We start from the raw sequence: 12,530 nt of genomic DNA, 5'->3' as shown, positions 1-12,530 counted from the left end.
CACCCGCAGCTGGAAGGACGTTCGCGTGAATCGTTCCCGACGACCCGGACCGGCGCGGCTGCGCTCTGCGCTGGTGGCGATGTTCGCCCTGGCCACAGCGATTTTGGCGGCGTGCGGCAGTTCCAATCCGCTGGGCGGTGGCGAAGTCTCGGGTGATCTGAAGTCGATTGTCGTGGGGTCGGCCGATTTCCCCGAGTCCAGGATCGTCGCCGAGATCTACGCGCAGGCGCTGGAAGCCAACGGGTTCACCGTGGGCCGCCAGTTCGGGATCGGCAGCCGGGAGACCTACATCCCGGCGGTACAGGACCACTCGATCGATCTGATCCCCGAATACACCGGCAACCTGCTGCAGTACTTCGACCCGGAAACCGGGGTCACCACACCCGACGGTGTGCTGTTGGCCTTGTTCCGCGCACTGCCCGGTGATCTGTCGATTCTCAACCCGTCGCCGGCGGAGGACAAGGACACCGTTGCCGTCAGCTCCGAGACGGCGCAACGGTGGGACCTCACCACGATCGGGGACCTCGCCGAGCACTCGGCAGAGGTGAAGTTCGGCGCACCGTCGGAGTTCCTGAACCGCGCCGAGGGCCTCCCGGGCCTGAGGGAGAACTACGGTCTGGACATCCCGGAGACCAACTTCGTCGCGATCAGCGACGGCGGCGGCCCGGCCACGGTGCGCGCCCTGACCGACGGCACGGTCACCGCGGCCAACATCTTCAGCACCTCGCCGGCGATCGCAGAGAACGACCTGGTGGTGCTCGAGGATCCGAAGAACAATTTCCTGGCGGCCAACGTGATACCGCTGGTGAGCTCGCAGAAGAAATCCGATGAACTCAAGATCGTGCTCGACGCGGTGTCCGCGGCGCTGACCACCGAGGATCTGATCAGGCTCAACACCGAGACCTCCGGGAACTCGGGTATCAACCCCGACGAGGCCGCCGCACGGTGGGTGTCCGACAACGGGTTCGACGAACCGCTGTGACGATGAGCAACGAAGGGTAATCCGTGATCGAATTCGCCGGCGTCACCAAGAAATACCCGGACGGCACCGTGGCCGTCGACGATCTGGATCTGGTGGTACCCGATGGAACGCTCACCGTGTTCGTCGGGCCTTCCGGTTGCGGCAAGACGACGTCGATGCGGATGATCAACCGGATGACCGAGCCGACGTCGGGCACGTTGACGGTCAACGGCTCCGACGTCACCACCGTCGACCCGGTGAAGCTGCGCCTGGGGATCGGCTACGTGATCCAGAGCGCCGGGCTGATGCCGCATCAGCGGGTGATCGACAATGTGGCCACGGTTCCGGTGCTCAAAGGACAGTCGCGCCGCAGCGCGCGCAAGGCGGCGCTCGGTGTGCTCGAACGGGTCGGGCTGGATCCGGGCCTGGCCAATCGCTATCCCGCTCAGCTTTCCGGCGGTCAGCAGCAGCGGGTCGGGGTGGCCCGGGCACTGGCTGCCGATCCGCCGATCCTGTTGATGGACGAGCCTTTCAGTGCGGTCGACCCGGTGGTGCGCGAGGAGCTGCAGGCCGAGATCCTGCGTCTGCAAAGCGAACTGCACAAGACGATCGTCTTCGTCACCCACGACATCGACGAAGCCGTCAAGATCGGTGACCGGGTCGCGGTGTTCGGCCGCGGCGGTGTGCTCGAGCAGTACGACGCACCCGAGCGGTTGTTGTCCAACCCCGCCAACGATTTCGTCGCCGGGTTCATCGGCACCGACCGGGGCTACCGGGGCCTGCAGTTCCGGCACGCGTCCGGGCTGCCGATGCACGATCTGCATACCGTCGGCGAACCGGGGATCGACTCACTGGAGTTGGCGAACGGGCAGTGGGCACTGGTGACCAAGCCCGACGGGGCGCCCTACGGCTGGATCGACGCCTCCGGGGTCGCGCAGCACCGGTCGGGAAAGTCGTTGTACGACAGCACCACCGCGGGTGGTTCGCTGTTCCGCCCGCAGGACTCGTTGCGTCAGGCGCTCGATGCCGCGCTGTCCTCGCCGTCCGGACTGGGGGTGGTGGTCGACGCCGACGGCGCACCGATCGGTGGGGTGCTGGCCTCCGATGTGCTCGAGGCCCTGCAGAAGCAGCGGGGGTGAGCCGGTGAACTATCTGCTGAACAACCTCGACACCGCGTGGGAACTGACTGTGATCCACCTGCGGCTGTCCCTGGTGCCGATCGTGCTGGGCTTGCTGATCGCCGTCCCGCTGGGGGCCGCGGTGCAGCGCACCACCGCGCTGCGCCGGATGACCACGGTCACGGCCAGCATCGTGTTCACCATTCCGTCGCTGGCGTTGTTCGTCGTGCTGCCGCTGGTGATCCCCACCCGCATCCTCGACGAGGCCAACGTGATCGTCGCGCTGACGCTCTACACCACCGCGCTGCTGGTGCGCGCGGTTCCCGAGGCGCTGGACGCGGTACCGGCAGCGGTCCGCGACGCCGCCACCGCCGTCGGCTACCGGCCGTTGACGCGGATGCTCAAAATCGAACTGCCGCTCGCAGTTCCGGTTCTGGTCGCCAGCCTGAGGGTGGTCGCGGTCACCAACATCTCGATGGTGGCCGTCGGTTCGGTGATCGGCATCGGCGGGCTGGGCACCTGGTTCACCGCGGGCTACCAGTCCAACAAGAGCGACCAGATCATGGCCGGCATCATCGCCATCTTCGTGCTCGCGATCGTCATCGACACGCTGATCATGCTGGCCGGCAAGGTGCTGACACCGTGGACCCGCGCGGATCGTTCGCCCCGCGCGGCCAAGCCCCAGGAGGTGGCCGCGTGAACTTCCTGCAGCAGGCACTGTCGTTCATCTTCACCGCCGACAACTGGGCCGGCCCGTCGGGTCTGTGGGCCCGCATCGTCGAACACCTGCAGTACACCGTGATCGCGGTGTTCTTCAGCGCGCTGATCGCCATCCCGATCGGCATGCTGATCGGGCACACCCGCCGCGGCACCTTCGTGATCGTGACCGGGGTCAACGCGCTGCGGGCGCTGCCCACCCTCGGCGTGCTGCTGCTGGGGGTGTTGCTGTGGGGGCTGGGTCTGGTGCCGCCCACCATCGCGCTGATGTTGTTGGGAATCCCGCCGCTGCTGGCCGGTACCTACGCCGGCATCGCGAACGTGGATCCGGCCGTCGTCGACGCCGCCAGGTCGATGGGCATGACCGAGCGGCGGATCCTGCTGCGGGTGGAGACCCCCAACGCGCTGCCGCTGATCCTCGGCGGGCTGCGCACCTCCACCCTGCAGATCGTGGCCACCGCCACCATTGCGGCCTACGCGAGCCTGGGTGGGCTGGGCCGCTACCTGATCGACGGCATCAAGATCAGGGAGTTCCACATCGCTCTGGTGGGCGCGTTGATGGTGACCGCGCTCGCCCTGATCCTCGATGCCTTGCTGGCGTTCGCCGTGTGGGTCTCGATGCCGGGCTCCGGTCGGCTGGGCCGGTTCGGCGGACGGCTGCCGCAGCCGCTACTCGGCGATGAGATTGCGTTCGAATCACGTCCGAACGTCGGTTCGCGGTCCAGTTCCGAAGCCAGCCGCACACGGCCGGACGCTTCGCATACGGTAGAGGGATGAGTGAAGAGGCTCGCTCTGAGGCGCATGGTTCGTTTCCGGCGATTCTGACCTGGCGTGCACACGATGTGCCGCGGATGGAGTCTGCGCGGGTGCAGTTGTCCGGTGACCGCATCAAGGCCTACGGCCGGATCGTCGCCGCCGCGACCTCGGCGCATCCCGCGTTCAGCGCGTCCTACGACCTCGTCACCGACGAGGTGGGCGGCACCAAGCGCCTGTCGCTGACCGTCACGATGGCCGAGCGGGAGCGCCAGCTCTCGATCGCCCGGGACGAGGAGAACATGTGGCTGGTGCAGGACCATTCCGGGCAGACCAGCCGGTCGGCCTTCGACGGTGCGCTGGACGTCGACCTGATCCTGAGCCCGTTCTTCAACACGCTGCCGATCCGGCGCACCGGGGTGTACCGCAGGCCGGGCGAATCGGTGACGGTGCCGGTGGTCTACGTGCGAGTGCCCGACCTGTCGGTCGACGTCGCCACGATCGGGTACCGGTGCGGTGCCGACGGCATCCACGTGCAGTCACCGGTCGCCGAGACCACGCTCACGGTCGATGAGAACGGTTTTCTGCTGGACTATCCAGGGTTGGCAGAGCGGATCTGATCACCCCGCCGGCCCGGCCGGCGGCGGCCAGTTCGCCGCGCCAGCCCTCGGCGCCGATCACGGTGGCCACGATCGAGGGCCGGCTGAAACTTCCGTAGCGGGTCCGCGCGGCATGGCCGGCCTCGACCAGGTCGGATATCGGCCGGCCGGCGGCCAGGTGCTCGCGCGCGTCTTTCAGCAGGCGCAGTGCCTGGTCGAGCACCGGCACCAACTGGGTGGCGTTGGCCTCGCACATCGCCCGGACCAGGTCCGGTGCCGTTTCCGCGACGCGGGTGCCGTCCCGGAACGAGCCGGCCGCCAGCGAGAATGCCAGCGGCACCGCACCGGCGGTGGTGGCCAGCGCCTCGGCGAGCAGATGCGGCAGGTGCGAGATGGTGGCAGCGGCCAGATCGTGCTCCTCGGAGTGGGCCGGCACCACGAATGAGCCGCAGTCCAGCGCCAGCGTCATGGCCTGTGCCCACACCGCGGGGTCGACGTGGTCGTCGACCGAGAGCACCCACGGGGCGTCGACGAACAGGGTCGCGTCGGTGGCCTGCCAGCCCGAGTGCGCGGTGCCGGCCATCGGATGTCCGCCGACGAAGCGGTCCAGCAGGCCGGCCTTGCCGACCTCGGTGAGCACCGCGCCCTTGACGCTGGTGACGTCGGTCAACGGGCAGTGCGGGGCGGCGGTGGCGACGTGGCGCAGCATCGGCGCCAGGGCCGGCATCGGTACGGCCAGCACGATCAGCGCGCCGGTGTCGGCGGCCCTGGTGAGGACCTCGTCGAGGTCGGTGGAGGCGGCGAATCCGTCGGAGCGGGCGGCGTCGGCGCCGCCGGGGGAGCGGTTGTAGCCGAACACGTCGCGGCCGGCCGCGGCGGCCGCGCGCATCACCGAGCCGCCGATGAGCCCGAGGCCGATCACGCACACCGGTGTCTTCGCCACGGTTCCAGGTTGGCACACCCGGGTGGCGGTCCGGTGTCAGGAGGTTTCCAGCGGGTGTCGAGCCGCTGGTCAAGGCCCTGTTTGGGGACTACCGTGTGCTGTCATGGGAGCGCAGCGAACCCAAGCGCAGCAGCAGTCGGTGGACACGCCCGACGGCTTCGGTGTGGCGGTTGTCCGTGAGGACGGCAAATGGCGATGCACCGCGATGCGCCCGGCGGCGCTGACCAGCCTCAAGGACGCCGAGACGGAGCTGTGCCAATTGCGCAGCGCAGGTGCTGTTTTCGGGATTCTGGACGTGGACGACGAGTTCTTCGTCATCGTGCGTCCGGCGCCGGCGGGCACCCGGCTGCTGCTCTCGGATGCCACCGCTGCACTGGACTACGACATCGCCGCCGAGGTGCTGGAGATGCTCGACGCCGACATCGACGATGACGAACTCGACGACGCCGACCCGTTCGAGGAGGGCGACCTGGGGGTGCTGTCCGACCTCGGGCTGCCCGCCGGCGTGCTCGGGGTGATCCTCGACGAGAGCGACCTCTACGCCGACGAGCAGGTGGGCCGCATCGCCCGCGAGATGGGCTTCTCCGATGAGCTGTCCTCGGTGCTCGACAGGCTCGGCCGCTGATCCAGCCGTAGGTGACCGACCAGGAGCTGATCCGGGCCGCGCTGGACGCGGCGGCGGACGCAGGCCCGCGCGATGTGCCGATCGGCGCGGTCGTGGTCTCCGCCGACGGCACCGAACTGGCCCGCGCGGCCAACGCACGCGAAGCCCTCGGAGACCCGACCGCCCATGCCGAGATCCTGGCGCTGCGTGCCGCGGCCACGGTGCTGGGCGACGGCTGGCGGCTGGAGGGCGCCACGCTGGCGGTGACCGTGGAACCGTGCACGATGTGCGCCGGTGCGCTGGTGATGGCGCGCGTCGCGCGGGTCGTGTTCGGGGCGTGGGAGCCCAAGACCGGCGCGGTCGGGTCGCTGTGGGATGTGGTGCGTGACCGGCGGCTGACACATCGACCGCAGGTGCGCGGCGGGGTGCTCGCCGACGAGTGTGCCGCCCCGTTGGAGGCGTTCTTCGCCCGTCAGCGGTAGCGGTCTGCCAAGACCCGCGAAAGTGCACCTACGGTCGCCGGCCGACGCCAGCCGCGACAGTCCATGCACGCTCGGTGCACCGGCGGTTTGGGTTCGCCGGGTGTGCATCGGTAAGCTACCCCGCGGTGGCGTGTCCGAGCGGCCTAAGGAGCACGCCTCGAAAGCGTGTGACGGGTAACCCCCGTCCGAGGGTTCAAATCCCTCCGCCACCGCCATAGCCCCTCGACCTGCGATCCAGGTGAGGGGTTATTTCTATATTGCTGCGCTGCGGCCTCCACCCTTTGACACACTCGGCGGTGAACAGGTGCGCGGTGATCTTTCTGGACCTCGGCCCGGTGTACAGCGCCGGAGAACCAGCCCCCGCCGACGTGAGCGGGGAGCGGCCGAGAGCACTGTGAAGCGCTGCTGATGCTGTTCCGGCAACACGTCAACTCGATGTGCTTTCGTCGAATCCATCATCAAGTGAACCCCGTTGTCAGTTGTTTTCGGCCATTCAAAACCAAATCAGCTTTAATTTCGCGGATGTAATACCAACCAATGAGGCTGTACACTTGGTTTGTGCAGGTAGAGCGTTTCGCGTCAAGTCCGATCGGCAACCTACGGCCGATCGCTGGCACCGACGGCCGTAACGGGCGATCTTACGAGCACTCGGCATACGTCGCTCATCCGCTCGGGATCGAGCCTGAACTGAGTGGCGGAGCATGGCGGGCGGTGACCCGCGCCAGCCGGGCACTGGCCCACCTGGACCAAGCTTCCCGTCAGGTACCTGACCCTCGAATCCTCCGGCGACCGACCTTGAGCCGAGAGGCGCAGAGCACATCGGCGCTCGAAGGTACGTTCGCGCCGATCGATGACGTCCTGGCGGCTGACTCCGCCGCCAACGAGAACAGAAGCGCTGCGTTGATGGAAGTCCTCAACTACGTCGACGCGGCCGACGTCGCGTTCGATTACGTCGCGGAGCATCGCACCATCACGACAAGCCTGCTGTTCGACGCACACCGACAACTGGTGAACGGAACTGACTCCGAGACGCGGGACGCAGGCCGTATCAGGCACTGTCAGGTCGCGATCGGGAGCCCCGACGGAACAATCGAGTCGGCGAGGTTCGTCCCAATGCCGCCAGGCCCTGAGCTAGAAGCCGCCGTTCGCGACCTCGTGGGATGGATCACCACGGGCGGGGACAGGGACCCTCTCATCGCCGCCGCGATGACTCACTATCAGTTCGAAACCCTGCACCCGTTCAATGACGGAAATGGCCGCATAGGACGGCTACTGATCGTCCTCCAATTCATGATCGACGACCTCCTTCAAGAGCCGCTGCTCAGCGTCTCGCCTTGGTTCGAAGCCCGTCGAAGCGAGTACGAGGACGAACTTGCGAAGGTGTCGCAGACCGGTGAGTGGGACTCGTGGATACGGTTCTTCTCCCGTGGCGTCGAGGCCTCGGCGATCGACACCGCCCGCCGCGTCAATCTCATGCTCGACGCTCAGCGCAATTACGTGCAGCTTCTCCAAGACAGCGGGTACAGAGGCGGCGTTGCGCGCGACATCGTCGAATCTCTTGTCGACACTCCGATTGTCCGCGTTCCGGCGCTCGCGCGGCGTTTCAACAAGACACCGCAGGGCATCGACACGGCCGTGAAGAAGCTGGCGACGCTGGGCATTGTGGACGGCCCGTACGGCGGCTATGGGCGGTACTACGTCGCTCGGGACGTCTATCGGGCGATCACGGCCGCGGCACCTTAACGGTATGGGGGTAATAGTGGCGCCATGTGGGACTCGTCGAACCGAGGTCGTGGTGGATGGAGTCGACCTTCCCGGCCCTGACCACTGTTGAGGAGGTCATCGCGCGGATCGATGACGGACCGCCGGTGCGGTGGGCGTACTAAGCCCTTCCTGACTGTCCCGGGCGACACCCGAAGCGACTGCAGCCGACCGGCGGCTCAGACCCCGGCGCCCACCTGGGCGGGCACCGGCTCGACGGTCACCTTGATGGCCTCGCCCTTCTTGACGATCTGGAATGCTTCCAGCACGTCGTCGAGCGGGATGTGCCGGGTGATCAGATCCTTCACCGGCACCTGACCGGTCGAGATGTACTGCAGTGCGCGCTTGTTGTGTTCGGGCGCCGAGCCGTTGGCGCCGTGGATGTGCAGCTGGCGGTAGTGCACCACGTTCGAGTCGCAGGTGATGGTCGGGTCCGTCTTGGGCAGCCCGCCGAAGAACGAGATGCGCCCGTTGCGGGCTGCCATCGAAATCGCCTGTTCCTGAGTGACGTTGGCCGCGGTGGCGGTGATGACGACGTCGGCGCCGCGCCCGCCGGTCAGCTCCATGACGCGCTCGACGACGTCGACCTCGGAGCCGTTGATGATCTCCTCGGGGGACACCGCGTCGGCCGACATCTGCAGCCGGGCGGTGTTGACGTCGACCAGATACACCGGGCCGCAGTCGTGGACGCCGCGGGCGATGCGGATGTGCATGCAGCCGATCGGGCCGGCGCCGAACACCACGACGGTGTCGCCCGGTTCGATGCCGAGCAGCTCCTGGGCGTTGATGGCGCAGGCGAACGGTTCGGCAGCCGATGCCTCGTCGAACCCGACGTTGTCCGGAATGCGGTTCAGCCCATCGACTTGGAGCACCTGCCGGGGAACGATCATGTATTCGGCGAAGCCGCCGTCGTACTGGTAGCCCATCGAGGTCTGGTTCTGGCAGACCGCCATCCAGCCCTTCCGGCACTCGTGGCATTCGCCGCAGGGCACCGCGGCGATCACCTGGACCCGGTCGCCGACCTGCCAGTTGGCAGCGTAGGTGTCGTTGACCTCGGCGCCGACCTCGACGATCTCGCCGGCGATCTCGTGGCCGATGGTGCGCGGCGGGGTCAGGTTCTGGTGGCCGTTGTAGAAGATCTTGACGTCGGTGCCGCACGTCGAACAGTTGCGGACCCTGATCTTGATCTCGTCGGGCGCGCAGTCCGGCTCGGGGATGTCCTCGAGCCGGACATCCTCGGGGGCGTAGAAGCGCAGTGCCTTCATGGTGGGTGATCCTCTCGGCTTGGCGGGCTGCATCCGGTGTGCTCTACGACACTCTAACCGCAAACCGGGCACAAAACCACCACATAATTTGACCATTTATGACCGTTTGCTTGCATTTATGCCCGTTCATGCGGTTAACTGAATGTATGTGATCGGCATCACCGAATCCGGGAAGTGTCGAGCAGCTCACCATCGAATCGGAGGACGTGAATGTCTCAAGCAGTCATCGACCAGGACGCGGCCGCGCGTCCCGGGATTCGTGTGCGTGTCCAGAAGCTGGGCACGGCGTTGTCCAACATGGTCATGCCCAACATCGGCGCGTTCATCGCCTGGGGCCTGATCACCGCGCTGTTCATCGAGGCCGGCTGGTTGACCGGGATCTTCAGCGCGCTGCGCGATCCCAGCGGCTGGGTCGCCCAGATCGGCGGCTGGGGCGACTTCGAGGGTGCCGGCATCGTCGGCCCGATGATCACCTACCTGCTGCCGATCCTGATCGGCTACACCGGCGGGCGGATGGTCTACGGCACCCGCGGCGCGGTGGTCGGCGCGATCGCCACAGTTGGCGTGGTCACCGGCGCCGACGTGCCGATGTTCCTCGGCGCCATGATCATGGGCCCGCTCGGCGGCTGGCTGATGAAGAAGATCGACGCGATCTGGGACGGCAAGGTCAAGCCGGGCTTCGAGATGCTGATCGACAACTTCTCCTCCGGCATCCTCGGCATGATCCTCGCGGTCTTCGGCTTCTTCGGCATCGGTCCGATCGTCTCGTCGATCACCCGCGGCGCCGGCAACGTCGTCGACTTCCTGGTCAACAACGATCTGCTGCCGCTGACGTCGATCCTCATCGAGCCGGCCAAGGTGCTGTTCCTCAACAACGCCATCAACCACGGCGTGCTGACCCCGCTGGGTACCACGCAGGCCCTCGAGACCGGCAAGTCCATCCTGTTCCTGCTCGAGGCCAACCCGGGCCCGGGCCTCGGACTGCTGCTGGCGTTCATGTTCTTCGGCAAGGGCGCCGCCCGCGCCTCGGCCCCGGGCGCGGCGATCATCCAGTTCTTCGGCGGCATCCACGAGATCTACTTCCCGTACGTGCTGATGAAGCCCAAGCTGATCGCCGCGACCATCCTGGGCGGCATGACCGGCGTGTTCATCAACGTGCTGTTCGGGTCGGGGCTGCGCGCCCCGGCCGCGCCGGGGTCGATCATCGCCGTCTACGCCCAGACACCGGGCGACAGCTTCATCGGGGTGACCCTGGCCGTCTTCGGCTCGGCCGCGGTGTCGTTCGCCGTCGCGGCACTGCTGCTCAAGACCGACAAGGCGACCGACGAAGACGACCTGGCCGCCGCGACGGCCTCGATGGAATCGATGAAGGGCAAGAAGTCCAGCGTCGCCTCCGCGCTGGTCGGTTCGACCAAGACCGGTCCGATCAACACCATCGTGTTCGCCTGCGACGCCGGCATGGGTTCGTCGGCGATGGGAGCCTCGGTGTTGCGCCGCAAGATCCAGAAAGCGGGCTACGGGGACGTGAAGGTCACCAACTCGGCGATCTCCAACCTGGCCGACAGCTACGACCTCGTCGTCTCGCACCGTGACCTCACCGAGCGGGCCCGCCAGCGCACCCCGTCGGCGCTGCACGTCTCGGTCGACGACTTCATGAGCAGCCCGCGCTACGACGAGATCGTCGAACAACTCGCGCAGACGAACGCGGGCGGCGCCGCGGAGCCGGTACAGCCCGAGACCGACGCCGAGCCCGGGGGCGCCGACGGTGACGTGCTGGCGCTGGACTCGATCGTGCTGAACGGGACGGCGACCACCGCCGGGGCGGCGATCGACGAGGCAGGCCGGCTGCTGGTGGCTGCCGGTGCCGTGGAACCCGGCTACGTCGACGCGATGCACGAACGGGAGAAGTCGATCTCCACTTACATGGGCAACGGGCTGGCGATCCCGCACGGCACCAACGAGGCCAAGGACACCATCCGCCGGACCGGGCTGTCGTTCGTGCGTTACCCCGAGCCGATCGACTGGAACGGCAAACCCGCCGAGTTCGTGGTCGGGATCGCCGGCGCCGGTAAGGATCACATGGCGCTGCTCACCAAGATCGCTCAGGTGTTCCTCAAGGCCGACGACGTCGCCCGGCTACGGGAGGCGACCACGTCCGAGGAGGTCAAGGCCATCCTGATCGCCGGTGACACCAGTAGCGTGACGTAGGTGGATTCCGACACCCGCCAGAACCGGATCGTCGAGTTCGCCCGCACCCGCGGGCGGGTGGAGGTCGCATCGCTGGCGACGGAGTTCGACGTCGCCAGCGAGACCATCCGCCGCGATCTGAAGGTGCTGGCGGGGCGTCGGCTGCTCAAGCGGGTGCACGGCGGCGCGGTCCCGTTGGAGACCGCGGCTTTCGAATCCGGGGTCGAGTACCGCAGCCAGGTTGATCTCGCCCAGAAACACCGCATCGCCGCCGAGGCCGCCAAACTGCTGCACGGCGCCGAAACGGTCTACCTGGATGAGGGTTTCACCCCCCGGCTCATCGCCGAGCGGCTGGCCGACCAGGAGCTGACCGTGGTCACGTCCTCGCTGCTGGCCGCCGAAGCACTGGCACACAGCCGCAGTGTCACCGTGCTGCTGCTGGGTGGACGGATGCGGGGCCGCACGCTGGCCACCGTCGACCACTGGGCCACCGACATGCTGCGCAGCCTGGTCATCGACGTCGCTTTCCTCGGCACCAACGGCATCTCGCTCGAACACGGGCTCACCACACCCGATCCGGCGGTCGCGGCGGTGAAGAACACCGCGGTGCAGGTGGCGCGCCGGCCCATCCTGGTCGCCGCGCATTCGAAGTTCGGCGAGAGCAGCTTCTGCCGGTTCGCCCAGGTGTCGGATTTCGAGTCGATCGTCACCGGATCCGAGCTGCCTGCCACCGAGGCGCGCCGCTACGAGCAGCTGGGCCCGATCGTCATCCGGGCGTGAACCTCACTCGTCGCCGATGACGGAGTCGGCCTCGTCGTCGCCGGGCACGATCTCCTTCTCGTCGTCGTCGGCGACGGTGTAGAACGAGTCCCCGTCCTCCGGGGTGCCGTCGATCTGCCCGGCCGAGCGCCGCCCGGGCCGGTAGTCGCCCGGATCGTGCCCCTTGCCGATGTCGGGCTCGACGTCGGGCACCTCCGCGGCGAGCCGCTCGTCGAGGTTCTCGTCGTCCTCGGCGTCGATCCACTCCTCGGGGGGATCGACGACGATGTCCCCGTCGTCGTTGCGGACCTCGTCGGAGTCCAGCGATTCGCTGGGGCCCAGGGTGTTGTCCGGGCCCGCGTCGTCGTAGTCACCCATGCA

At 67.4% G+C, this 12,530-nt stretch carries 13 protein-coding genes and 1 tRNA gene; 11 read left to right on the top strand and 3 right to left on the bottom strand.

Translation table 11 applies throughout. The features are described from left to right. The first annotated feature begins 79 nt into the window (after positions 1–79). Genes ACXAID_RS00855 through ACXAID_RS00835 form a run of 5 tightly spaced genes read left to right on the top strand, consistent with a single transcriptional unit; the run spans position 80 to position 4,169 of the window. Positions 80–982, top strand: a complete 903-nt coding sequence (locus tag ACXAID_RS00855; RefSeq protein WP_475020342.1) for an ABC transporter substrate-binding protein — start codon at positions 80–82, stop codon at positions 980–982. A 23-nt stretch (positions 983–1,005) separates the two neighbouring features. Then, on the top strand, positions 1,006–2,100 hold the full coding sequence (locus ACXAID_RS00850; RefSeq protein WP_475020277.1) for an ABC transporter ATP-binding protein: 1,095 nt from the start codon (positions 1,006–1,008) through the stop codon (positions 2,098–2,100). Positions 2,101–2,104: 4 nt separating this feature from the next. Then, on the top strand, positions 2,105–2,779 hold the full coding sequence (locus ACXAID_RS00845; RefSeq protein ID WP_475020276.1) for an ABC transporter permease: 675 nt from the start codon (positions 2,105–2,107) through the stop codon (positions 2,777–2,779). Continuing rightward, positions 2,776–3,573: an ABC transporter permease gene (locus tag ACXAID_RS00840; RefSeq protein WP_475020275.1), complete on the top strand. Its 798-nt coding sequence runs from the start codon at positions 2,776–2,778 to the stop codon at positions 3,571–3,573. The genes ACXAID_RS00845 and ACXAID_RS00840 overlap by 4 nt, the downstream gene beginning before the upstream one ends. Beyond that, complete coding sequence (locus tag ACXAID_RS00835; protein ID WP_475020274.1) at positions 3,570–4,169, top strand: putative glycolipid-binding domain-containing protein; 600 nt, start codon at positions 3,570–3,572, stop codon at positions 4,167–4,169. Before ACXAID_RS00840 ends, ACXAID_RS00835 begins: the two co-directional genes overlap by 4 nt. Here ACXAID_RS00835 and ACXAID_RS00830 read toward each other — a convergent pair. Beyond that, complete coding sequence (locus ACXAID_RS00830; protein WP_475020273.1) at positions 4,111–5,091, bottom strand: prephenate dehydrogenase; 981 nt, start codon at positions 5,089–5,091, stop codon at positions 4,111–4,113. The genes ACXAID_RS00835 and ACXAID_RS00830 overlap by 59 nt on opposite strands. 103 nt (positions 5,092–5,194) lie before the next feature. On the opposite strand from ACXAID_RS00830, the gene ACXAID_RS00825 reads away from it, so the two are divergent. The 4 genes from ACXAID_RS00825 to ACXAID_RS00810 all read left to right on the top strand — a co-directional run bounded on the left by ACXAID_RS00825 (position 5,195) and on the right by ACXAID_RS00810 (position 7,920). Beyond that, entirely contained in the window at positions 5,195–5,716 is a 522-nt protein-coding gene (locus tag ACXAID_RS00825) for a tRNA adenosine deaminase-associated protein (protein ID WP_475020272.1), read from the top strand. Between the two features lie 11 nt (positions 5,717–5,727). After that, positions 5,728–6,177 (top strand): nucleoside deaminase, encoded by a 450-nt coding sequence (locus tag ACXAID_RS00820; protein WP_475020271.1) that lies wholly within the window; start codon positions 5,728–5,730, stop codon positions 6,175–6,177. A 124-nt stretch (positions 6,178–6,301) separates the two neighbouring features. Next, positions 6,302–6,392 (top strand) — tRNA-Ser (locus ACXAID_RS00815). 322 nt (positions 6,393–6,714) lie between these two features. Next, on the top strand, positions 6,715–7,920 hold the full coding sequence (locus tag ACXAID_RS00810) for a Fic family protein (RefSeq protein ID WP_475020270.1): 1,206 nt from the start codon (positions 6,715–6,717) through the stop codon (positions 7,918–7,920). Between the two features lie 197 nt (positions 7,921–8,117). Here the strand turns inward: ACXAID_RS00810 and ACXAID_RS00805 are convergent, their stop codons facing one another. Further along, positions 8,118–9,203 (bottom strand): zinc-dependent dehydrogenase, encoded by a 1,086-nt coding sequence (locus ACXAID_RS00805; RefSeq protein ID WP_475020269.1) that lies wholly within the window; start codon positions 9,201–9,203, stop codon positions 8,118–8,120. A gap of 210 nt (positions 9,204–9,413) precedes the next feature. Between ACXAID_RS00805 and ACXAID_RS00800 the strand changes: the two genes are divergently transcribed. Continuing rightward, positions 9,414–11,411, top strand: a complete 1,998-nt coding sequence (locus ACXAID_RS00800) for a PTS mannitol transporter subunit IICBA (protein WP_475020268.1) — start codon at positions 9,414–9,416, stop codon at positions 11,409–11,411. After that, positions 11,412–12,170, top strand: a complete 759-nt coding sequence (locus tag ACXAID_RS00795; RefSeq protein WP_475020267.1) for a DeoR/GlpR family DNA-binding transcription regulator — start codon at positions 11,412–11,414, stop codon at positions 12,168–12,170. It begins immediately after the preceding gene. 3 nt (positions 12,171–12,173) lie between these two features. On the opposite strand, the gene ACXAID_RS00790 is transcribed toward ACXAID_RS00795, so the two are convergent. After that, on the bottom strand, positions 12,174–12,527 hold the full coding sequence (locus ACXAID_RS00790; RefSeq protein WP_475020266.1) for a hypothetical protein: 354 nt from the start codon (positions 12,525–12,527) through the stop codon (positions 12,174–12,176). Positions 12,528–12,530 lie beyond the last annotated feature (3 nt).

This window comes from Mycobacterium sp. ABE4_509 (assembly GCF_056160785.1).
Note: the sequence above shows the minus strand (reverse complement) of the source record. Positions and strands in the feature narration are given on the sequence as shown.